The 22291-nt window shown below is 65.7% G+C and carries 23 protein-coding genes; 12 read left to right on the top strand and 11 right to left on the bottom strand.

Annotated features, from left to right (window positions below):
- Window positions 1–3: 3 nt before the first annotated feature.
- Complete coding sequence (gene rpsT / locus WS68_RS03700; protein WP_059520498.1) at window positions 4–276, top strand: 30S ribosomal protein S20; 273 nt, start codon at window positions 4–6, stop codon at window positions 274–276.
- Between the two features lie 164 nt (window positions 277–440).
- Here the strand turns inward: rpsT and WS68_RS03705 are convergent, their stop codons facing one another.
- Entirely contained in the window at window positions 441–764 is a 324-nt protein-coding gene (locus WS68_RS03705; protein ID WP_059569474.1) for a DUF3579 domain-containing protein, read from the bottom strand.
- Window positions 765–1136: 372 nt separating this feature from the next.
- Here WS68_RS03705 and argF point away from each other — a divergent pair, with 372 nt between their 5' ends.
- Window positions 1137–2066 (top strand): ornithine carbamoyltransferase, encoded by a 930-nt coding sequence (gene argF, locus WS68_RS03710; protein ID WP_059569592.1) that lies wholly within the window; start codon window positions 1137–1139, stop codon window positions 2064–2066.
- 258 nt (window positions 2067–2324) lie between these two features.
- Here the strand turns inward: argF and murB are convergent, their stop codons facing one another.
- Window positions 2325–3374 carry a UDP-N-acetylmuramate dehydrogenase gene (gene murB / locus WS68_RS03715; RefSeq protein ID WP_059569475.1) on the bottom strand — a complete coding sequence of 350 codons (1050 nt, stop codon included), beginning with the start codon at window positions 3372–3374 and terminating at the stop codon, window positions 2325–2327.
- A gap of 196 nt (window positions 3375–3570) precedes the next feature.
- On the opposite strand from murB, the gene WS68_RS03720 reads away from it, so the two are divergent.
- The gene (locus tag WS68_RS03720; RefSeq protein WP_059520500.1) at window positions 3571–4056 is read left to right on the top strand and encodes a YajQ family cyclic di-GMP-binding protein; all 486 of its coding nucleotides are present in this window, start codon (window positions 3571–3573) and stop codon (window positions 4054–4056) included.
- A gap of 299 nt (window positions 4057–4355) precedes the next feature.
- On the opposite strand, the gene plsY is transcribed toward WS68_RS03720, so the two are convergent.
- Window positions 4356–4964: a glycerol-3-phosphate 1-O-acyltransferase PlsY gene (gene plsY / locus WS68_RS03725; protein ID WP_059569476.1), complete on the bottom strand. Its 609-nt coding sequence runs from the start codon at window positions 4962–4964 to the stop codon at window positions 4356–4358.
- Window positions 4965–5092: 128 nt separating this feature from the next.
- Complete coding sequence (locus tag WS68_RS03730) at window positions 5093–5584, bottom strand: aminoacyl-tRNA deacylase (protein WP_059569477.1); 492 nt, start codon at window positions 5582–5584, stop codon at window positions 5093–5095.
- 144 nt (window positions 5585–5728) lie between these two features.
- Here WS68_RS03730 and WS68_RS03735 point away from each other — a divergent pair, with 144 nt between their 5' ends.
- Window positions 5729–7291, top strand: coding sequence for a class I adenylate-forming enzyme family protein (locus WS68_RS03735; protein WP_059569478.1), 1563 nt, complete (start codon window positions 5729–5731; stop codon window positions 7289–7291).
- A gap of 85 nt (window positions 7292–7376) precedes the next feature.
- Here WS68_RS03735 and xerD read toward each other — a convergent pair whose 3' ends face one another.
- The 3 genes from xerD to queG all read right to left on the bottom strand — a co-directional run bounded on the left by xerD (window position 7377) and on the right by queG (window position 10526).
- Complete coding sequence (gene xerD, locus WS68_RS03740; RefSeq protein ID WP_197419513.1) at window positions 7377–8387, bottom strand: site-specific tyrosine recombinase XerD; 1011 nt, start codon at window positions 8385–8387, stop codon at window positions 7377–7379.
- Window positions 8387–8851: a methylated-DNA--[protein]-cysteine S-methyltransferase gene (locus WS68_RS03745; RefSeq protein ID WP_059569479.1), complete on the bottom strand. Its 465-nt coding sequence runs from the start codon at window positions 8849–8851 to the stop codon at window positions 8387–8389. Before WS68_RS03745 ends, xerD begins: the two co-directional genes overlap by 1 nt.
- 271 nt (window positions 8852–9122) lie before the next feature.
- Window positions 9123–10526: a tRNA epoxyqueuosine(34) reductase QueG gene (queG, locus tag WS68_RS28690; RefSeq protein ID WP_442857143.1), complete on the bottom strand. Its 1404-nt coding sequence runs from the start codon at window positions 10524–10526 to the stop codon at window positions 9123–9125.
- A 124-nt stretch (window positions 10527–10650) separates the two neighbouring features.
- Between queG and tsaE the strand changes: the two genes are divergently transcribed.
- Both tsaE and WS68_RS03760 read left to right on the top strand, forming a co-directional pair.
- A complete protein-coding gene (tsaE, locus tag WS68_RS03755; RefSeq protein WP_059569480.1) occupies window positions 10651–11205 on the top strand; it encodes a tRNA (adenosine(37)-N6)-threonylcarbamoyltransferase complex ATPase subunit type 1 TsaE in 555 nt (184 codons plus the stop codon).
- Window positions 11187–12761 (top strand): N-acetylmuramoyl-L-alanine amidase, encoded by a 1575-nt coding sequence (locus WS68_RS03760; RefSeq protein ID WP_059569481.1) that lies wholly within the window; start codon window positions 11187–11189, stop codon window positions 12759–12761. Before tsaE ends, WS68_RS03760 begins: the two co-directional genes overlap by 19 nt.
- A gap of 117 nt (window positions 12762–12878) precedes the next feature.
- Here WS68_RS03760 and WS68_RS03765 read toward each other — a convergent pair whose 3' ends face one another.
- The gene (locus tag WS68_RS03765) at window positions 12879–13760 is read right to left on the bottom strand and encodes an EamA family transporter (RefSeq protein ID WP_059569594.1); all 882 of its coding nucleotides are present in this window, start codon (window positions 13758–13760) and stop codon (window positions 12879–12881) included.
- 191 nt (window positions 13761–13951) lie between these two features.
- On the opposite strand from WS68_RS03765, the gene WS68_RS03770 reads away from it, so the two are divergent.
- Together WS68_RS03770 and trxA are read left to right on the top strand one after the other, a co-directional pair.
- Entirely contained in the window at window positions 13952–14836 is an 885-nt protein-coding gene (locus WS68_RS03770; protein WP_059569595.1) for a pirin family protein, read from the top strand.
- Between the two features lie 51 nt (window positions 14837–14887).
- Window positions 14888–15736 carry a thioredoxin gene (gene trxA / locus WS68_RS03775; protein ID WP_059569482.1) on the top strand — a complete coding sequence of 283 codons (849 nt, stop codon included), beginning with the start codon at window positions 14888–14890 and terminating at the stop codon, window positions 15734–15736.
- A 99-nt stretch (window positions 15737–15835) separates the two neighbouring features.
- Here the strand turns inward: trxA and tcdA are convergent, their stop codons facing one another.
- Complete coding sequence (tcdA, locus tag WS68_RS03780) at window positions 15836–16690, bottom strand: tRNA cyclic N6-threonylcarbamoyladenosine(37) synthase TcdA (RefSeq protein ID WP_059569483.1); 855 nt, start codon at window positions 16688–16690, stop codon at window positions 15836–15838.
- 132 nt (window positions 16691–16822) lie between these two features.
- Between tcdA and pdxH the strand changes: the two genes are divergently transcribed.
- The 3 genes from pdxH (at window position 16823) to WS68_RS03795 (ending at window position 20139) form a co-directional block, all read left to right on the top strand.
- Entirely contained in the window at window positions 16823–17467 is a 645-nt protein-coding gene (gene pdxH / locus WS68_RS03785; protein WP_059569484.1) for a pyridoxamine 5'-phosphate oxidase, read from the top strand.
- A 129-nt stretch (window positions 17468–17596) separates the two neighbouring features.
- Window positions 17597–18817, top strand: coding sequence for an SAM-dependent methyltransferase (locus WS68_RS03790; protein WP_059569485.1), 1221 nt, complete (start codon window positions 17597–17599; stop codon window positions 18815–18817).
- A gap of 23 nt (window positions 18818–18840) precedes the next feature.
- Window positions 18841–20139, top strand: coding sequence for a DUF72 domain-containing protein (locus WS68_RS03795; RefSeq protein WP_059569486.1), 1299 nt, complete (start codon window positions 18841–18843; stop codon window positions 20137–20139).
- Between the two features lie 277 nt (window positions 20140–20416).
- Here the strand turns inward: WS68_RS03795 and msrA are convergent, their stop codons facing one another.
- Window positions 20417–20974 (bottom strand): peptide-methionine (S)-S-oxide reductase MsrA, encoded by a 558-nt coding sequence (gene msrA / locus WS68_RS03800; protein WP_059569487.1) that lies wholly within the window; start codon window positions 20972–20974, stop codon window positions 20417–20419.
- Between the two features lie 224 nt (window positions 20975–21198).
- On the opposite strand from msrA, the gene WS68_RS03805 reads away from it, so the two are divergent.
- Window positions 21199–21699, top strand: a complete 501-nt coding sequence (locus tag WS68_RS03805) for a flavin reductase family protein (protein WP_059569596.1) — start codon at window positions 21199–21201, stop codon at window positions 21697–21699.
- On the opposite strand, the gene WS68_RS03810 is transcribed toward WS68_RS03805, so the two are convergent.
- On the bottom strand, window positions 21686–22186 hold the full coding sequence (locus WS68_RS03810; protein WP_059569488.1) for an Lrp/AsnC family transcriptional regulator: 501 nt from the start codon (window positions 22184–22186) through the stop codon (window positions 21686–21688). The two genes, WS68_RS03805 and WS68_RS03810, sit on opposite strands and share 14 nt — an antisense overlap.
- Window positions 22187–22291: the final 105 nt, after the last annotated feature.

Consider the following 22291-nt stretch of genomic DNA (forward strand, 5'->3'; position numbering starts at 1 on the left):
GTCATGGCTAACTCCGCACAAGCACGCAAGCGCGCCCGCCAGGCAGCGAAGGCAAACTCGCACAACTCGGCGCTGCGCTCGAAATTCCGCACCGCCATCAAGGCTGTTCGCAAGGCAATCGACGCCGGCGATCAAGCAAAGGCCGCGGAAGTCTTCAAGCTCGCAACGAAGACGATCGACACGATCGCCGACAAGAAGATCGTTCACAAGAACAAGGCCGCTCGCCATAAGAGCCGCCTCGCAGCCGCCATCAAGGGCCTGCAAGCCGCGCAGTAAGGCTGGCGCGCCCGCATCGCGGGCGCCCTGTTTCCACTGCGATCGACAAAAAGCCCGCGTGCAGCGGGCTTTTTTGCTGTGAGCGCAACGGCCCGGGCTCAGCGCAACCGGCATGCCGGCCACGAAGCCCGACTCCCGCCACACACGCTCCGCGCAGTCATCCGTTACTTTGCCGACTTGCCGTAATCGGGCAATTCACACGCCTCGGTCACGACGAGGTGATTGTCCTTCGCGAAGTTCATCACGAAATCGAACGCCATCGGCTCGATATCGCGCAGCCGCGAATCGACGATCACGCACTTGACGTCGCCGATCATCGTCGGCCGGACATACAGCGAATACTTAAGGCGCGCGTTGGGCCCGCTTGCGCCCGGACCGAAGCACGACATCACGCCGGCAAGACGCTCGGACCAATCGCTCGGCCGAAACTTCTTCCCATCTTTCGTGATGCCCTGAATAAAGTATTCGGTCGGGAAAGTTTCAGCCATGAGGATACCCAAGTGACAGCCCAGCAGTGCGCCGGCGAACCCTCGCCTGGACACTCGGAACACAATGGAGACGGTTTCGCCGCAACCCGGAAGGAGCCGCCGGAACATGCGCTCCGGCATACGGCACCGCACGCAGCAGACAAGCTGCTTGTGTCCGGCAGACCAAGCATGAACCTTGCCCGCCGGGCTTAAGAAAACCTTGAAATTATAGCGCAGTGCGCCATCGCGCGTCGTCTCAAACGCATGAGCGAAGCCGGTGCGCCGCGGCTCGTCAAAGCAGGCAAAATCATTTATGCTGCATCGAGTTACCACAACGACGGCGGCGCCGTCCGGCGCGCCTTGCCGCCGGGTGAGTCCGCCGTATTTCGTTTCATGACCGCCAAAACCATTCGTCACTACCTGCAGTTCAAGGATTTCTCGCTGGAAGACTACGAGTACGTGCTCGAGCGCACCGGTATCCTGAAACGCAAGTTCAAGAACTACGAGACCTATCACCCGCTGCACGACCGCACGCTCGCGATGATCTTCGAGAAAAGCTCGACGCGCACGCGCCTGTCGTTCGAAGCCGGCATCTTCCAGCTCGGCGGCCACGCCGTGTTCATGAGCACGCGCGACACGCAGCTCGGCCGCGGCGAGCCCGTCGAGGATTCCGCGCAGGTGATCTCGCGAATGGTCGACATCATCATGATCCGCACGTTCGAGCAGGACATCATTCAGCGTTTCGCGGAAAACTCGCGGGTGCCGGTGATCAATGGCCTGACGAACGAATACCATCCGTGCCAAGTGCTCGCCGATATCTTCACGTATTACGAGCATCGCGGCCCGATTCGCGGCAAGACGGTCGCGTGGGTGGGCGACGCGAACAACATGCTGTACACGTGGATTCAGGCCGCGCAGATCCTCGGCTTCAAGCTGCGCCTGTCTACGCCGCCCGGCTATGCGCTCGACCCTAAGCTCGTCGACGCGCAAAGCGCGCCGTTCTACGAAGTCTTCGACGATCCGAACGAAGCGTGCAACGGCGCCGATCTCGTGACGACCGACGTGTGGACCAGCATGGGCTTCGAAGCAGAGAACGACGCGCGCAAGCGGGCATTCGCCGATTGGTGCGTCGACGACGAAATGATGTCGCACGCGCATTCCGATGCGCTTTTCATGCACTGCCTGCCCGCGCATCGCGGCGAAGAAGTCACGGCGTCGGTAATCGACGGCCCGCAGAGCGTGGTCTGGGACGAAGCGGAAAACCGGCTTCATGTGCAGAAGGCGTTGATGGAATTCCTGCTGCTTGGGCGCTTGAAGCACTGACGCGCGGCGGCAAGCCGCGCGCTTGCGCGAAACCGCTGGTCAATGCGATGAAGCGTGCGATGAAGCGACGCCCGTAGAAATGCGTCGCGCATGTGCCGCGCAACAACTCCGGCACGCGGCAACTTCGGCTCACGCAGCTCACGACGCGCGTCCACCGCACCGGACATTCCGGAATACTTCAGCAAAAACGCGTCGCGACATCCGGCGCCGGCGGTTTTTATCAGCCGCCCGCCCGCGGCACGCACCCCTGCCCGCTGTTTATAGGCACACCGGCTCCGCTTCAAGCTCGACACCGAAGCGCTCGCGCACGTCGCGCTGGATCGCGCGCGCGAGCGCGAGCACGTCGGCGCCCGATGCACCGCCGCGATTGACGAGCACGAGCGCCTGCCTGTCATGCACGGCCGCCGCGCCGAGCGCGCGCCCTTTCCAGCCGCAACGGTCGATCAACCAGCCGGCCGCGAGCTTCACGCGGCCATCCGGCTGCGGATACGACACGATCTCAGGCTCCCGCACGCGCAGTTCGGCAAACCGTTGCGCATCGATCACCGGATTCTTGAAAAAACTTCCCGCGTTGCCGAGCGCAAGCGGATCGGGCAGCTTCGCCCGCCGGATGGCGACCACCGCGTCGAATACGTCGCGCGGCGTTACGCGATCCTCGTCGACGCCGCGCGCCGCCAGCTCGCGCGCGACGTCCGCGTAACCGAGCCGCGGCGTCCACACCTTCGGCAGCCGGAACGTAACCGACACGATCGCGAAGCGGCCGCGCCCTTCCCGTTTGAAAAAGCTGTCGCGATAGCCGAACGCGCAACGCCGCGCATCGAATTCGACCATCTCGCCCGTCGCAAGCTCGATCGCACGCAGCGACTCGAAATGCGCGTTCATCTCGATTCCATACGCGCCGATGTTCTGGATCGGCGCAGCGCCGACCGTGCCCGGAATCAACGCGAGATTCTCCAAGCCCGGCATGCCCTCGGTAAGCGTCCAATCGACGAACGCATGCCAATTCTCGCCGCCGCCCGCCTCGACATACCACGCGGCTTCATCGTCCCGCACGCGCGCGCGGCCGCGAATCTCGTTGAGCAGCACGAGCCCGTCGAAATCGCTCGAAAACACCACGTTGCTGCCGCCGCCAAGCACCAGCGTCGGCAGCCCCGCGACACGCGGATCGTGCGCGAGCGATGTGAACTGCTCGGGCAAGCCGATCCGCGCCGCGACGCGCGCGCGCACGTCGAAGCCAAACGTGTTGTGCGCGTGCAATGGATAGTCGGGAATCAGTTGAACGGGGGAATCGGAGCGAGGCATCGGCATTCGGGGTTGCGCCGGCGCGGAAAACCAGCCCGCGGCCTTGGGCAAATGTAGGGGCGCCGGTAAAATGGCGGCTAGTCAGCCATTATAGCGAGTGAGCGCACGCGCAATCGCGCGCCGCCGTTCTCTACAGTACCCCTCTTACACGAGACCGGAGCGGGCGCCAACGCGTGCACGCCGGTCGACACAGGAGAATGCCATGCCATCGTTCGACGTCGTTTCCGAAGCGAACATGATCGAAGTGAAAAACGCCATCGAACAATCGAACAAGGAAATTTCCACACGCTTCGATTTCAAGGGCTCCGACGCACGCGTCGAGCAAAAAGAGCGCGAACTCACGCTGTTCGCCGACGACGATTTCAAGCTCGGCCAGGTCAAGGACGTGCTGATCGGCAAGATGGCGAAGCGCAACGTCGACGTGCGCTTTCTCGACTACGGCAAAATCGAGAAGATCGGCGGCGACAAAGTCAAGCAAGTCGTGACGATCAAGAAAGGCGTGTCGGGCGATCTCGCGAAAAAGGTCGTGCGCATCGTCAAGGACAGCAAAATCAAGGTGCAGGCGAGCATTCAGGGCGACGCGGTGCGCGTGGCCGGCGCGAAGCGCGACGATCTGCAAAGCGTGATCGCGCTGCTGCGCAAGGAAGTCACCGATACGCCGCTCGACTTCAATAACTTCCGCGACTGACGCCGCATTGCGTCAAGCCGCTGAATAGCCGGATGGCGGGCCTCGGCGGCGTGCGTCATGCCGCCGAGGCCCGCGGCAGCGGCCAAGCCGGCTGCGCGGCGGCCCATCGCCGGCGTCATGCGCATTCCGTTCGCCGGCGCAGTACCGCTCACTCCCCCAGACGCATTGGCGACGGCGACGCGTTCAATCCCGGCAACGCGCGGCAAGATGCGCCGCCATGGCTCCGCATCTTGCCGCGCACCGCGCGCCCCTCCGCCCGGCCACGCTCGACGAAGCAAAACGGCCTGAATCCGCGGGAATCACGCGCCCTTCTTCTTTTGCCCGATCCGGCTTTCCTCGCCCGCGAGCAGCTTCGAAATGTTGCTGCGATGCCGCCAAATCAGCAGCGCGCTCATCGCGACCACCGCCAACATGACCGGATTGCCGCGCGTGCCGAACAAAAACGCGTCGAAAAGCGGCGCGAATACGGCTGCGACGAGCGCCGCGAGCGACGAGTAGCGGAAGAAAAACGCGACGATGAGCCAAGTCAGCGCGGTCGCAAGACCCAGCACCGGATGCACGGCAAGCAGCACGCCCGCTGCCGTCGCGACGCCCTTGCCACCCTGAAAGCGAAAGAACACCGGGTACAGGTGACCGAGGAACACGCCGATCGCGGCGAGCGCGACACCGATCTCCCCGCCAATGCCCAAGCGCTTGACGAGCCAGACCGCAAGCCAGCCCTTGAACGCGTCGCCCACGAGCGTAAGGATCGCCGCCGTCTTGTTGCCGCTGCGCAGCACGTTGGTCGCGCCGGGATTCTTCGAGCCATACGACCGGGGATCGGCGAGCCCCATCGCGGCGCTGACGACAACGGCAAACGACACCGATCCAATCAGATAAGCGGCAACGGTAGCGAGCAGGATCTGCATGCGAAGGACTCTTGTTTCAACAAAACGATGGATGGACAAACGGCACGGGCCACAAGGCCGCGGCGGCGCTCATTCTACCGAAGCGCCGCGCCGTGCCATGCGGGTGAAACCCTAGGCCGGCCGAAAAGCTAGTCGACGCTCGCGCATTGCACGGGCCGCGCGTGGAGAAGCGTGGTCAGCACGCCAGGCACGATGCTCACCAGATAGCCGCGCCGCCCGCCGTTCAGATAGATCGACGGCAGTTCGAGGATCGTCGATTCGACGTAGACGGGCATTGCCCGCTTCGTGCCGAACGGCGACGTGCCGCCGACGAGATAGCCGGAATGGCGGTTCGCGATCTCGGGCTTGCATGGCTCGACACGTTTCGCGCCAATCTGCCGCGCCAGACTTTTCGTCGACACCTTGCAATCGCCGTGCATCAGCACGATCAACGGCTTGGCATGCTCGTCTTCCATCACCAGGGTCTTGATAACCTGATGTTCGTCACAACCGAGCTGCCGCGCCGATTCGGACGTGCCGCCATGTTCGACGTAATCGTAAGGATGCTCGCCGAATGCGATGCCGTGACGGCGCAGGAACTGCGTGGCGGGCGTTTCGGAGACGTGTCTGGATTTACTCATCCGCGCATTTTAATTGCATCGGCGTTGACGGACCATTGTCCGAATGGCAGATTGCGCGCCGCAAGCAGCGATGGCACGATCCCCCCACGAAGAGCCATGACGGCGCGCCTGCCGCTTCGCTCACGCCAACCTGCCGGAGAAATCATGACAGCGAACCCGCCTCATCGAGCGCGATGGGATATCGACACATTGATCGCGTCGCTACCGTCGCGCATCGCGGCACTTCCCGAACGGATCGCAAGGCACACTCCGGATCACGTTGCGTTGATCGAGGACGCGCGCCGCTTCACCTACGCGCAGCTCGCGTGCGCGATCGATGCCGCTGCCGCCCGGTTACGCGATCTCGGCGTGCAGCCTGGCGACCGGGTGATGATTGCCGCCGAGAACAGCATCGCGCAAGTCGTGCTGCTGTTGGCCGCCACTAAACTCGACGCGTGGGCGCTGGTCGCGAACGCGCGGCTTTCGCCGCTCGAATTCGATGCAATCGCCACGCATGCGAAGCCGCGCCTCATCGCGTTCGCGACCAGCACGTCGCCCGATGCGCTTGCGCACGCCGAGCGGCGCGGCGCACTGCCGGCCCAGCCGTTCGAGGCCGATATCGGCGCGTGGTCGTATGCGGTCGATCCGTCGGCGCACGCGGAGCCGGTCGACGCCGACAGCGCACGCCAGTGCGCGGCGCTCATCTATACGACGGGCACGACGGGCGCGCCCAAGGGCGTGATGCTGTCGCACCGCAATCTGCTGTTCGTCGCGGCGGTATCCAGCACGCAACGGCGCGTCGCTCCCGCCGATGTCGTCTACGCAGCGCTGCCGATCTCGCACTCGTACGGACTCGCATCAGTCTGCCTCGGCAGCCTCTACGCAGGCGCGACGCTGCGGCTCGTGCCGCGCTTCTCGCCGCAGGCATTGCGCCGCGCGCTCGTCGACGAACGCGTGTCGATTTTCCAAGGCGTCCCCGCGATGCACGCAAAGTTGCTCGAACATCTGCATACGCATGGCCACGCGTGGCATGCGCCCCATTTGCGCTTCGTCTATTCGGGCGGCTCGCCGCTCGACGCCGATCTGAAGGCACGGGTCGAGAGCGTGTACGGATTGCCGCTGCACAACGGCTACGGCATGACCGAAAGCAGCCCGACCGTCGCGCAAACGTCGATCGACGCGCCACGCACCGATTGCTCGGTCGGCGCGCCGATTCCAGGCATCGGCGTGCGGTTCTGCTCGGCGCAAGGCGTCGATGTCGCGCCGGGCGAAGTCGGCGAACTCTGGGTGCGGGGGCCGAACGTGATGCTCGGCTACTATCGCGACCCGCAGCGCACACGCGCGACCGTCACGGCCGACGGCTGGCTGAAGACCGGCGATCTCGCGCGCGCGGAGCACGACGGATCGCTGACGATCGTCGGCCGCAGCAAGGAACTCATCATCCGCTCCGGCTTCAACGTCTATCCGCCCGAAGTCGAGCAGGCGCTGAACGCGCATCCGGACGTCGTGCAATCGGCGGTCGTCGGGCACGCAGTCGAAGGCAACGAGGAAGTCATTGCATTCGTCGAACTCACGCCCAATGCCGCCGCGACCGAGGACGATCTGAAAAACTGGTGCGCGGCGCGGCTCGCGCCCTACAAACGGCCCGCGCGGATACGCACGCTCGCCGCGCTGCCCGCCGCGTCGACCGGCAAGGTGCTCAAGCATAAGCTGCGGGAATTGCTTTGACGTGGCCGTTTGCCTCGGCATGGCAATGCATGGCAACGTCCGGTGCGGCGCAACGTCCGGTGCGGCGCATCGCGCGCAGCGGGCGTCAGCCGCGGGGATGGTGCGCCGCGTGCAGCGTCCTCAGGCGCTCGCGCGCAACATGCGTGTAGATTTGCGTCGTCGAAATGTCGCTATGGCCGAGCAGCAATTGCACGACCCGCAGATCCGCGCCGTGATTCAGCAAATGCGTCGCAAACGCGTGCCGCAGCGTGTGCGGCGACAAGTGCGCGCGAATGTCGGCTTGCTGCGCATGGCGCTTGATGATGTTCCAGAACTGCTGGCGCGTCATCCCATCGCCGCGCGCAGTGACGAAGAGCGCGTCGGCCGCGCGCGCGCCGAGCAGCGCCGGCCGGGCATCGCGCAGATAGCGCTCGATCCAGCCGTGCGCGACCTCGCCGAACGGCACGAGCCGCTCTTTCGAACCCTTGCCCGTCACGCGCACGACGCCCTCGTTCATGCCGATCTCGACAGTCTTCAGCGTGACGAGTTCGCTCACCCGCAATCCGCTCGCGTACATCAGCTCGAGCATCGTCCGATCGCGCAGCCCAAGCGGCGTCTCGACGTCGGGCGCGCCGAGAAGCGCTTCGACCTGAGCTTCCGACAATGTCGACGGAAACCGCGCCGGTTGCTTTGCCGATGCGATCCTGAGCGTCGGATCGGAGGCTGCCCGATGCTCGCGCACCGCCCAGCCGTAATAGCGTCGAAACACCGACAGCCGCCGGTTCGACGACGTCGCTTTGCCATCGCTGCGCGCGGCGATATAGCCGGTTACCATCGCCTCGTCCGCGCGATCGACGCTCGCGTCGTGCCGCATGGCAAGCCACTGCGCCAGCAGTTGCAGATCGCGCCGGTATGCGTCGAGCGTGTTACGCGACAGCCCGTGCTCCAGCCACATCGCATCACAAAAAAGATCGATCGATACTCGGCTTTCCAACCACGCTGGCGACACATTCGCATCGCCAGCCGTGGAGTCGAGCACGTCGCCCCCCGGCGCGGCATCACGATCGGCCGCGGCGCTCGCCGGATCATCCGCGGCAGCGCGAACTGCGCGCGCCATCAGTACCGCACTCCCTCGTGAGCGAGCAGCCAGCGCTTGATCTGGAGGAAATAGCCGTCGTCGTGATTCGCGAAGCCGCCGATTCCGCTTGACGCGACGACCCGATGACACGGAATCACCAGCGGAAAGTAATTCGAGCCGCACGCCTGGCCGACCGCCCGCGGCGCGCTGCCGATCTGCTTGGCAAGCTGTCCGTAAGTGAGCACGATGCCGGGCGGAATCGCGCTGATCGCATCCCAAACGCGATGCTGGAACGGTGTGCCGACTTGAGCGAGCGGCAAGTCGAAACGCGCGGACGCGCGCTCGAAATAGCGCTCGATCTGGCGCACTGCCCGCTTTGCGGGCGCCGTATCCGGTGCGGCGTTCTTCATCGACTCGGGCAGATAGACAATCTCGCGCACCACCGACGCGTCGGTACGGATACCGACCTTGCCGAACGGTGCATCGATTACCGCGTTGAACATCGTTGCCTCCTTGTCGCCCCAAGCAAGTGCCCGACACTTACTCTGGTTCCATGCCACGGCTGGCCGGAGCCCGCGCTTTAGCGCGTACTCCCCCGTGGCGATCGACCGGCGCGAGCGCTTCAACGCTCACCCCGGTCCCCGGCTTCAAACTCTGGCCCGGCCGATCGAAATCAGCGTTTCAGCATCCGCGCCGATCCTCCACCAAGCGTGGCGGCCCCAGCCAAACCTCGGCCGCCCGCATCGACAATCACTCCGCCACTTTACGCCCCCTTCACGCCGCGCGCAGCGCCCATTCGACATGCTCGCGCACGAGCGCAGAAGCATCGCCGGCGCGCGCGCGCAGCGCGTCGACGATCGCCGCCCGCGCCACCGGATCGATGCGCGCCGGCGAGGCGCGCAGCGCGTTGCCAAGGCCGACCGCGAGATTGCGCAGCCAACGCTCGTGGCCGATCCGGCGAATCGCGCTACCCTGCATCCGCTCGTCGAACTGCTCGGCGCTCCAGCCGAACAGTTCGACGAGCGATGCGCGGTCAAGTCCATGCCGAACGTCGAAGTCGGCCACCGCGGACGCCTGCGCGAACTTGTTCCACGGGCACACGAGCTGGCAATCGTCGCAGCCGTACACGCGGTTGCCGATCAGCGGCCGCAGCGGCTCGGGAATGCTGCCGCGCAATTCGATCGTCAGATACGAGATGCAGCGCCGCGCGTCGACACGGTACGGCTCGACGATCGCCCCCGTCGGACACGCGTCGATACAGCGCGTGCAACTGCCGCAATGTGCGCCGGACGTCTCGGGCGCGGTGGACGGCGACGTCTGCTCATCAGTGGGCAGCGGCACGTCGACATAAATCTCGCCGAGAAAGAAAAACGAGCCCGCATCGCGTTGCAGCAGCAGCGTGTGCTTGCCGCGCCAGCCGATGCCGGCCTTCTGCGCGAGTTCGACTTCGAGCACCGGCGCGGAATCGGTGAACACGCGATAGCCGAACGCGCCGATCTCGGCTTCGATCCGCTCGGCGAGCGTCTGCAGGCGCGCGCGCAATACCTTGTGATAGTCGCGGCCGCGCGCATAAACCGATACGACGGCGGCTTGCGGGTCCGCGAGACGCGCCGCTTCACGCGCGCGCCAGCCGCCGCGATAAGCAGCCGGCGCGGCCGGCGCGCCGAAACCATCGGACGCGGCGTCGGCAGCACGGGCAGCGCTCGGCGCCCCCGCCGTATCCGAGGTGCCGCACACGCCCGAGCCGTTGCGCGCGCCACAGCCATCGGACGCCCCTGCGGCAAGCGCTCCGCCACTGCCCGGCCGGCTTCGCGCGCGCGCCGAGTCTGAGACATGCAAGCCGTCGGCCGGCGCATCGGCCCGCCGCGCCGCGCCCGCGCCGCTCGCCCCATCCGGCGCGGGCGCGCCATCCTGCCCGCCCGCTCCCTGCGCCGCCCGCGGATCGGCGCCGCCCACCGTCGCGGCGGGCAAATAGGCGAGCCGCGCGGAGATCACGCGTCGCGTACCGGCCACAAGTTCAGCCGGCCGCGCGCGTTTCATCCCATGTTTGGCCATATAATCCATCTCGCCGTGGCATCCGGCTTCCAGCCAGGCGGCGAGCCCCGCTTCGGCATCCGAGAGATCGGTATTGCTGATACCGATCGCCCCGAAACCCAATTCGCGCCCCCACGCCTTGATGCGCGACGCAAGCTCGGCGAGCCCGGCATCGTCAAGGCGAGACGGCGCCGTGCGCCCGTCATGCGGCGGGTGCGTATCTGCGACTGCGAGTTCCGGAATTCGGTCCATCGCTCTATTTTACGAGATGCCCGAAACGTCCAGCCACGTGTCCGTCACGACCGCCCTGCCCGCTGCGCTCAACGAGCGCACGTTCGCGCTCGCCGACGAAGCGGCGACGATCGCGTTCGGCGAACGCGTCGCCCGCGCACTCGATGCGACCTACGCGCAACGCTGCGCCGAGCACACGTTCGACGGCCTGCAAATCCAGCTCGATGGCGATCTCGGCGCGGGCAAGACGACGCTCGTGCGCGCGATGCTGCGTGCGCTGGGTTACACAGGCCGCGTGAAAAGCCCGACCTACACGCTCGTCGAACCGTATGCGCTCGCGTGCCCCGCCGGGGAACTCGAGGTGTATCACTTCGATCTGTACCGATTTAGCGATCCGGCCGAATGGGCCGACGCGGGTTTTCGCGAGTACTTCAATTCCGGCGCGGTCTGCATCGTCGAATGGCCGCAGCGGGCAGGCACGCTGCTCGGCGTGCCGGATCTCGTGTTCTCGCTTGACGTGGACGGCGCGGGCCGCGTCCTCGTCGCTCGCGCGTACAGCGCATCAGGAAACGCATGTCTCGAAAGATGTTGATCAAACCGTTCCGCTCGATTGAATCGGCGGCCACCGCGAACCACAATTGGCGGCGCAGGCAAATTCTGCGCGCGGGCGCGTCAACGCTCGTACTCGGGCTCGCGCTGCCGCGCATCGCGCATGCGACGTCGGTGCTCGGCGTGCGCGTATGGCCCGCGCGCGACTACACGCGCGTGACGATCGAATCCGATCAGCCGCTGCAGAACGCCCAGCAGTTGCTGCAAGGCCCGGACCGGCTCGTCGTCGACCTGAACGGCCTCGAACTCGATCAGTCGCTGCGCGACCTGGTGTCGAAGATCACGCCGAACGATCCGCAAATCCAATCGGTGCGGGTCGGCCAGTACCAGCCGCATGTCGTGCGGATGGTGTTCGACCTGAAAGGCTCGGTGAAACCGCAGGTGTTCACGCTGCCGCCCGTCGGCACTTATCGCTACCGGCTCGTGTTCGATCTGTATCCGGCCGTCGCGCCCGATCCGCTCGCCGATCTGATCATGCAGACGGAACGCAAGGAGCAGCAGCTCAACGACACGCTGCGCGCCCAGGAAGCGCAGCCGCCGAGCGCCACGCTCAACGGCCCATCGGCGCCGCCGGTCGCGGGCGGCGCCGACAACAGCGACGCCTTTTTCCAACGCTTCGCGCAGAACAACACCCCGCCGTCGCCCGCGCATCCCGCGCGCCCGGCGCCGAGCGCGCCGGCCAATCCGAGCGTCGCGCAAACCACGCCGCCCGCCACGGCGGCGCGGCCCGCGCCCAAGCCGTCAGCGCCGCCAGTCATCGCGCGCAAGAACGACGATGACGACGACACCTACGCATTCACCGCGCCCAAATCGGGCCGCGGCGCAACCGTGCGCCTGCTGACCGTCGCGATCGATCCGGGTCATGGCGGCGAGGACCCGGGCGCGATCGGCGGCGGCGGCACCTACGAGAAGCACATCGCGCTCGATATCGCCAAGAAGCTGCGTGCGAAGATCGACGGCGCGCCGAACATGCGCGCGATGATGACCCGCGACGCCGATTTCTTCGTTCCGCTGAACGTGCGCGTGCAAAAGGCGCGCCGCGTCGGCGCGGACCTGTTCGTGTCGATCCACGCGGACGCGTTCACCACGCCGTCGGCGCGCGGCTCGTCGGTTTTCGCGCTGTCCGATCATGGCGCGTCGAGCGCCGCCGCGCGCTGGCTCGCGAACAAAGAAAATTCGTCGGACCTGATCGGCGGCATCAATATCAAGACACAGGACGTGTCGGTAAGCCGCGCGCTGTTCGATATGTCGACGACCGCGCAGATCCGCGATTCGCTGCGCTACGGCAACTATGTGCTGAAGGAAGTCGGCAACATCAACAAGCTGCACAAGGGCTCGGTCGAGCAAGCCGGGTTCGCAGTGCTGAAAGCGCCCGACATTCCGTCGATCCTCGTCGAAACCGCGTTCATCAGCAATCCGGACGAAGAACGCCGGCTCAACGACGACGCGTACCGCGACCAGATGGCCGACGCGATCTTCCGTGGGATCAAGCGCTATTTCGCGGCGAATCCGCCGCTCGCGAAGAGCCGGATGGCCTGAGCCGCCCGAGCGTCGCGCCGCGGTGCGATCCGGCGCGGCACGGCTCGTCGTTCGGGCGATTTCGGATGGCTTGCGGCAGCGCCAGCGTAGTTGCGCTGGCCTGCCGCGCGCCGCCCGTCACGACGCGCCCACCGGACGCCGCACGAGCCGGGCTCCGAACACGTTCACCGCCAGCCCCGCCATCACCAGCGCCGCGCCGGCGAGCTGCGCGCGCGAAAGGTGCTCGCCGAGCAGCAGCGACGACGACGCAAGGCCGACGATCGGCACCAGCAGCGAGAACGGCGCGACCTGCCCGGCCGGATAGCGCGACAGCAGCCGGCTCCAGATACCGTAGCCGAACAGCGTCGCGACGAGCGCGAGATAGACGATCGCGAAGATCGACAGTCCCGACAGCGTCGTCATCGCCGCAGCCATCCGCCGCGGCCCCTCGAACAGACACGACAGCACGGCAAACGGCACGGGCGGCAACAGGCTCGCCCAGACGACCAGCGGCACGAGATCGACCTTGCCCATCTTCTTCATCACGACGTTGCCGAGCGCCCAGCACGCCGATGCGGCGATCGTCAGCAGGAAACCCGCAAGCGTCATCCCCTGGCCGCCTTGCGCGGCGATCACGACCAGGCCGGCGGCGGCGATCGCCAGGCCGGCGAGATTTTGCGCGCGCACGCGCTCGCCCAGCAACAGCGACGCGAAGCCGAGCGTGAAGAACGCCTGCGCCTGAAGGACGAGCGACGCGATCCCGGCCGGCATGCCGACTGACATCCCGAAAAACAGAAACACGAACTGTCCGAGCAGAATCGTCGAGCCGTAAAGCGCCAGCAGATGCCATGCAATGCGCGGGCGGCGCACGAAGAATACGGCAGGCACCGCGGCGAACGCGAAGCGCAATGCGCCGAGCAGCATCGGCGGCACGCCATGCATGCCGACCTTGATCACGACGAAGTTCACGCCCCACGCGACAATCACCAGCAGCGCGAGCAATAGATCCTTCGGTGACATCGGCATGACGCGTTCTCCTGGGTGCGCATTTGATTTGTACCGCCACCAGCTTCGGTGCGAAGCCAATCAGTGTAGCGAGATTTCGCGCATGGCGCTGCCGGCGCGCGCGGCAAACTACGATGGCGGCGGGCATCGCGCCGCCGCAACAGCCACTACAATGGGAGCCCCATCGCCTTCATCCGGACGCTGCCATGACCGATTCGATCCAGACCATTCTGAAGCCGCACGTTCGCGACCTCGGCGGCGGCGTGTCCGTGCGCCGCACGCTGCCCGCGCTGTCGCCGCGCTTCGTCGGGCCGTTCGTGTTCTTCGATCACCTCGGGCCGATCACGTTCGCGCCAGGCGAAGGTCAGGACGTGCGCCCCCATCCGCATATCGGCCTCGCAACCGTCACCTATCTGTTCGACGGCGCGATCATGCATCGCGACAGCGTCGGCTCGGTGCAAAAAATCGTGCCGGGCGACGTCAACTGGATGACGGCGGGCCGCGGCATCGTTCATTCCGAGCGCACGCCGGACGCGGAGCGCGCGAGCGGCCAGACCGTCCATTGCATCCAGACCTGGGTGGCGCTGCCGCGCGAATACGAAACGATCGAGCCGTCGTTCGAGCACCACCCCGCCGCGACCCTGCCGAAGCTCACGCGCGACGGCGTCGCGCTCACGGTGATCGCGGGCGATGCGTTCGGCCTGCGCTCGCCCGTCACGACCTATTCGCGCACGCTGTACGCCGCAGCTGAATTCGAGCCGGGCAGCGCGATCGCACTCGACGCCGAGCACGACGAGCGCGCCGTCTATCTCGCCGAGGGCGAGTTAGCCGTCGACGGCCAGCCACTGCCCGCCGCGCATATGGCAGTGCTCACGCCAGGCGCGCGCGTCACGCTCGCGAGCGCGCAAGGCGCGCGCGTGATGGTGCTCGGCGGCGACAAACTCGACGGCGAGCGTTTTCTCGACTGGAATTTCGTCGCGAGTTCCCGCGACGCGATCGAACAGGCAAAAAGCGCCTGGGCGGCCCAGCAGATGGGCGCCGTTCCCGGCGAAACCGAGTGGATCGCGCTGCCGGAGCGCCACGCGCATTGAAAACCCGCTGCGCATCCGCACTATGCGGATATCAACGTAAATGAGGACGTCATGAACACCACGCTCGCCACTTTCGAACAAGACGTCATCGAGGCATCACTTGCCGCGCCCGTGCTGGTCGATTTCTGGGCGCCCTGGTGCGGCCCGTGCAAGACGCTCGGCCCGTTGCTCGAGAAGCTCGAGCGCGATTACGAAGGCCGCTGGAAGCTCGTCAAGGTCAACGTCGACGAAAATCCCGAACTTGCATCGCACTTTCAAACGCGCAGCATTCCGCACGTGATCGCGTTCGCGGGTGGCCAGCCCGTCGACCAATTCGTCGGCGTGCTGCCCGAAGGGCAGTTGCGCGCGTTCATCGATCGGCTCGTGCCCGCGCCCGAGGAGGCCGAGCGCCGCGCCGCGCAGGCCGCGTTCGCCGAGGGACGGCCTGACGACGCGCACTCGCACCTCGAACACGCGCTCGCGCTGAACCCCGGCTACGACGAGGCACGGCTCGATCTCGTCGAGCTGCTGCTCGCGCAGAACCGGATCGACGACGCGCGCGCCGAAGCCGACCGGCTGTCGCCGCAAACCAAGAATGGAGCGGACCCGCGCTATCAGGCAATCAAGACGCGCTTCGACGCGCTCGACGCCACCGCCGATCTGCCGCCCACCGACGCGCTCGAAGCGCGGATCGCAAGCCATCCGGACGATCTCGAAGCGCGCTTCGATCTCGCGCAAAGCCTGATTGCCCGGCGCGCATACGAAGGCGCGCTCGAACAGCTTCTCGAGATCGTCAAGCGCGATCGCACGTTCGGCGACGACGTCGGCCGTAAAACAATGATTTCGGTGTTCGAGCTGGCGGCCGATCAGCCGGCGCTCGTGTCGACGTGGCGGCGCAAGCTGAGCACGGCACTCCATTGAAATCGCGCTGGCCGGTCGCGGCGACGCGATCGGCAACGGCAGACCACAACGGATAACGGCGAGCGGCGCACATACGCATCAGCCGTGCGCACGAGCGCGTTACCCTTGCGCGTTCGCCGCGAGCGCGCGCAGCGCATGCGCGGCCGCCGCGAAGCCGAAGCTCGCCGTCACGCATACGCTGGAGCCGAATCCCGCGCAATTGAGCCCCGCCGCCCCCATCGCGCTCGCCTGCGCGACGGAATCGCCGGCGCCGCATGCAGCCGCTTGCGGATAAATCAACGGCTCGTCCGAATAAACGGCGCTCACCTTGAATTTCGCTTTCGGCCCGCGCGGAAAACCATGCTGCTTGCGCAGTTGCGCGCGCACCTTCGACAGCAGCGGGTCCTGAATGGTCTGCGCGAGATCGTCGATGCGTATGCGGGTCGGATCGAGCTGGCCGCCCGCGCCGCCCACCGTGACGAGCGGCTGCGCGCGCGCGACACACCACGCGATCAGCGCGACCTTGGTGCGCACGCTGTCGATCGCGTCGATGACGAAATCGAAACCGGCGCCCAGCATTGCGTCGAGCGTGCCGGGCTCGACGAAGTCCTCGATCTTGACGACCTTGCACGCCGGATCGATCAGCGCGATGCGCTCGGCCATCGCATCGACTTTCGGCTTGCCGTAATTACCGTCGAGCGCGTGAATCTGCCGGTTCGTGTTGCTTTCGGCGACATTATCGAGATCGATGAGGGTCAATTCCCCGATCGCGCTGCGCGCGAGCGCCTCGGCCGCCCAGGAGCCGACGCCGCCGATGCCGATCACGGCAACGCGCGAGCGTTCGAACGCGGCCAGCGCGCTTGCGCCATAGAGCCGCGCGAGCCCGCCGAAGCGCCGCGCACGATCCACGTCAAGCTGTTGCGGCGCGCGCAGAGTAAGATCATCGGACGTCGCGATGGCGTCGGTACGAGGCATAAGAAAAAGACGGAAAAGGCGACAAGTCCGCTATTTTGCCTGATCACCGCGCGGCAAACACGCGCGTATCCGACGCCGCGCAGAATTTTTCCACCTTCGCTATACTGGCCCCGATTGAGCGCTCGCACACCGATGACGACCCTAGCCGATCTCCGCATCAATTACTCCCGCGCGTCGCTTGGCGAAGCCGACGTCAACCCGAATCCCTTCGTCCAGTTCGACGCCTGGTTCAACGACGCCCTCAACGCCCAGTTGCCCGAGCCGAATACGATGACGCTCGCGACCGTCGACGCGTCCGGGCGGCCGTCGGCACGTATCGTGCTGATCAAGGGCGTCGACGAGCGTGGCTTCGTTTTCTTCACCAATTACGAAAGCCGTAAGGGCCGCGAAATCGCGCAGAATCCGAATGCGGCGCTGCTTTTCTATTGGATCGAGCTAGAACGGCAAGTCCGCGTCGAAGGTCGCATCGAAAAGACCAGCGCGGAGGAAAGCGACCGGTACTTCGCGTCGCGTCCGCTCGGCTCGCGCATCGGCGCGTGGGCGTCCGAGCAGAGCGCGGTGATCGCAAGCCGCGACGTGCTCGAGACGCGCGAACGCGAAATCCGCGCGCGCTTCGGCGACGAGCCGCCGCGCCCGCCGCACTGGGGTGGCTACCGGGTCGTGCCGTCGTCGATCGAATTCTGGCAAGGCCGTCCGTCGCGGCTTCACGACCGTCTGTTATATACGCGCGATGCCGCGTCGGCGAGCGGCTGGACGATCTCCCGCCTGTCACCGTAAGTTCAGCCGCGCCCTTCGCGCCGCATCACGCACGGCCTGCGGCGCGGCGCGCTTTGCAGGGTGGCGGGGGCCGTCCGGTCGAAAATTTGGCTGTCTGTATTTCGTTTCAACGAACAACGGAGAATCCAAATGTTCTGGGAAAAGAAACTGGCACAGTGGGCGGACGACGTCAGGGCGAAGGCGAACTTGCCGGCGCGCCTCGTTCTCTGGAACGGCCAGCAGCTCGATTTCGGCACATTCTCGGCGCCGCGGGTAACGCTCAAGGTCAATCACGCGTCGGCGCTGCCGCTGCTGCTCGACCCGAGCCTGGACAATCTCGGCGAAGCGTATGTGAAGGGCAAGATCGACATCGAGGGCAAGGTTGCCGACATCATCAACATCGGCTATTCGCTCGCGCGCAGCACCGTGACGAGCGCGAGCAAGCTCGCGCGCATGAAGCGCTACTTCAGCCACTCGAAGCATTCGGATCAGAAGGCGATCCAGTATCACTATGACGTATCGAACGACTTCTACAAGCTGTGGCTCGACGAGAACATGGTCTACTCGTGCGCGTACTTCGAGAATGGCGACGAGGATCTCGGCACGGCGCAAATCAAGAAGATCGACCACATCCTGACGAAGATCCAGCTTCAGCCCGGTCAGCGTCTGCTCGACATCGGCTGTGGCTGGGGTGCGCTCGTGCTGCGCGCGGCAAGCAAGTTCGGCGCGCGCTGCGTCGGCGTCACGCTGTCGCAGAACCAGTTCGATCTCGCGACCGAGCGCGTGAGGGCCGCGGGCCTCAGCGACCAGATCGAGATTCGGCTGCAAGACTACCGCGATATCGACGGCCAGTTCGATCGAATCACGAGCGTCGGGATGTTCGAGCACGTCGGCCGCAAGAACCTGCCGCTCTACTTTTCGCGTGTGCGCGAGCTGCTCGTCGAGGACGGCATCGCGATGAACCACGGCATCACGTCAACCGACGCCGATAGCGGCGAAACCGCGCTCGGCGGCGGCGAGTTCATCGACCGCTACGTGTTTCCGGACGGCGAACTGCCGCACATCAGCCTCGCGCTCGAGGCCGCGCAGCGCGGCGGGCTCGAGGCGGTTGACGTCGAAAGCCTGCGCCGGCACTATGCGCGCACGCTCGAAATCTGGACAGAGAACTTCGAGGCGAAAGCCGACGAAGCGAGAAAGCTCGTCGACGACGAAAAATTCCGGATCTGGCGCGTCTATCTGGCCGGCTGTGCGTATGCGTTCGAGCACGACGACGTGTCGATCTTCCAGATCGTGTGCCGCCGGGCCGGGCGCAGCGCGAAAACGCTGCCGTGGTCGCGCCGCTATATGTACGAACACGCGCTGCCGCGCTGAGCAGCGTCTTTTTGCGATGACGGATGGGTGACGACAGCACGCGGCGCGCGCCGCGAGAGCCGCAGCAGGAAAACAGCGCGCAACGCGATCAGTTCGATTTGTTCGGAAACGCGTTGCCGCCCACCTCCGGCAGCAAGCCGCCGCGCAAGGCGACCGGCATTACGAATGCCGGTGGCTCTTCCGATACGTCAAACCCGCCCAGCGCTACGGCCGCGCGTAACGCCGACGCGGCCGATGATCACGCCACGCCCACGCTGCCGGGCTTCGACGCCCCGCCGCCACCCGGCGCTCCGCCGAAAAAGCGCGCTCGCCGGCACGGTCAACGCGGCGTCGCGCCCGCCGAGATTTCCGACGACGTCGCCGCCGCCGCGCAAGCCCTGCCGCCGCTCGTGCGGCTCGGCACGTCGTCGTGGTATTTCCCCGGCTGGAAAGACATCGTCTATGGCGGCGACCACGCACAATCGAAGCTGTCGCGCGAAGGGCTCGAAGCCTACGCGGCACACCCGCTGCTCAAGAGCGTCAGCCTCGACCGCTCGTTCTACGCGCCGCTCAACGTCGCCGATTACCTGCGCTACGCGCAGCAGGTGCCGGACGATTTCCGCTTCGTCGTGAAAGCGCCCGCGTCGGTCACCGATGCGCTCGTGCGCGGTGCGCGCGGCGAGCCGGCCGGCCCGAACCCCGCGTTCCTGAACGCGCAGATCGCCACCGACGAATTCGTCCAGCCCTGCCTGGAAGGGCTCGGCCACAAGGCGGGCGCGCTCGTGTTTCAGTTTTCGCCGATGCCGGATACATTGCTTGCCGATCCGGCCGCGCTGATCGAGCGGCTTGCCGCGTTCCTCGCCGCGCTGCCGCCGCTGCCGGAACCGCCCGCGGGCTCAGGCTGCTCCGGCGGCCCGCGCTACGCGGTCGAGATCCGCGACGCCAGCCTGCTCACGCCGCGCTTTATCCGCGCGCTAGCGGCCGCCGGCGTGCGCTACTGCGTCGGGCTGCATGCCAGAATGCCCGACCCACTGCGTCAATCGGCAGCGCTTGCGTTGCTCGACGGCGAGCCGTCCGGGCCGCTCGTCGTTCGCTGGAGCTTGCACGGCGGCTTCAAGTACGAACAGGCAAAGGCAAAATACGAGCCGTTCGACCGGCTCGTCGACGAAGATCCGCACACGCGCTCGGCACTCGCTGAACTCGCCGCGCGATATGCGCTCGCCGGGCAACCGGTGATCATCACGATCAACAACAAGGCGGAAGGATCGGCGCCGCTGTCGTGCATCGCGCTCGCGAAGGAGATTGCGGCCGCCTACGCTCGCGGGCAAGGCGAAGCAGCTTAGTGCGAGCGCGGCGCGCTTGAACAGCGCGGGCGGTAATAAACATGCGCAGCGCACATCGTGCTCAACGCGGCCGCGCAAGGTGCAACGAATATGCCGTCGAGCGGCTCATGCCATCGATTCCGCGCCTACGCGATGCCCGCCGGGCCGACACCCATGCCGCTCGACCCGAATCCCGCGCGGCCCGCGTCGCTCGATAACAGTCACGACGGAACGGCCGGCGCCTCCCCACCCGCCGACGCGGCCAAGCCCACCAACCGCAAGCCGGCCGCGCCCCGCATCACGCACCGCGCGACTTCAGCCGATGCGCGAACTTCTGCCGGAACTTCGCGAGCTTCGGCCCGATTACGACCGCACAATAGCCCTGCCCCGGATTGCGCGCGTAGTAATTCTGGTGATACGCCTCGGCCGGCCAGTAATTGCCGTCGAGCGGCTCGACACGCGTGACGATCGGCGCGTCGTACAGCTTATCGCGCTCGAGCGAGCGGATCACGTCGAGCGCGGTTTCGCGCTGCGCGTCCGAGTGCGTGAAGATCACCGACCGGTATTGCGTACCGACGTCGTTGCCCTGCCGGTCGAGTTGCGTCGGATCGTGCGTCGCGAAGAAGATCTCGAGAATCTCGCGATAGCCGATCCGTGCCGGATCGAACCTGACATTGACGACCTCGGCATGACCCGTCTCGCCGTCGCACACGTCGCGATAGCCGGGATTGCGCGTATGGCCGCCCGCATAGCCCGACTCGACGGCCACCACGCCGTCGACATCGAGAAACACCGCCTCGGTACACCAAAAACATCCGCCGCCCAGCGTGGCGACTTCGTGCATTGCCTGATTCATACCGGTATCCTTTCTTTCATTACCCATTTCGCGTGCGGTATTTTGCGCGCCTAATGCGGCGCGGGCCGCTTAGTCAAACGTCATGCCCATCGCAGCCCAGCGCGATTCCGCTAAAATCGTCACACTCTGACCGATTCCCTCATGACTTTTCTTTTCTCTTCCCGCCATCCGGCACGCGCCGCCATAGTCGCCCGGTGCCGCGCGTCGTCCAAGGCCATCGCGCGATGAAACAAGCCAGCCCGCCGAATTTCGATTCCGCCGCGTTCCGCCAGGCGCTCAGCCAGTTCGCGACAGGCGTCACCGTTGTCACCACCCGTGCGCCGTCCGGCCAGCTCATCGGCATCACCGCGAGTTCGTTCAACTCGGTGTCGCTCGATCCGCCGCTCGTGCTGTGGAGCCTCGCGCACAAAGCGGCGTCGGCGTCCGTGTTCCGCGCGAACAGCCATTATGTCGTGAACGTGCTGGCCGCGTCGCAGCTCGATTTGTGCATGCGCTTCGCGACAGTCAAGGGCGATCGCTTCGAAGGCGTGTCGCACGCGGCGGGCGACACGGGCATGCCGGTGCTCGACGGCGCGCTCGCATGGTTCGAGTGCCACAACCGCAGCCGCTACGACGAGGGCGATCATGTGATCTTCGTCGGCGAGGTCGAGCGGTGCGGCTTCCAGCGCGACGGCGCGCCGCTCGTGTTCCACGGCGGCGGCTTCCATCGCCTTACACAGCTTTGATCGCTCCGGTGCGTGCAAGCGCGACGGGCGGCCCCGCTTCGTCCTTCAGCGTTTGCAGCACAATGTTCGAGCGAATGTCCATCACGCCGGGCGCCTTGTAGAGCTGATTAAGCACGAAATCCGAATAGTGCTTGAGATTATGTGCAAGCACGCGTAACAGATAATGTGACTCGCCCGTCACGACGAACGCACCCACTACCTCCGGCCATTCACGCAGCGCTTGCGCAAAGCGCTCGTGCCATTGCGCCTCGTCATTGCGCATCGACACCTGTACGAACGCCTCCAGCTCGAACCCGAGCTTCTCGCGGCTCAAACACGCGCGATAGCGTTCGATCACCCCCTGCTCTTCGAGAAGCCGCATCCGCCGCAGACAAGCCGACGGCGACAGAGAAATACGCTCCGCGAGATCGAGGTTGCTGATCCGGCCTTCTTGCTGCAGGACGGCAAGAATACGGCAATCTGTAGCGTCCAGCGTGATCGCATGCACTTTTGGTCTCCGTTTTGAATCTATTTCGAATTATCTGCCAAATTGGTGGATTGTCCATGCTTATTTCGCAACCATCTGCGGCAAGCGTTTGCCTATCATCCCGGT

Origin of the sequence: Burkholderia sp. TSV86 (assembly GCF_001522865.1) — a bacterium.
Classification (GTDB): Bacteria; Pseudomonadota; Gammaproteobacteria; order Burkholderiales; family Burkholderiaceae; genus Burkholderia.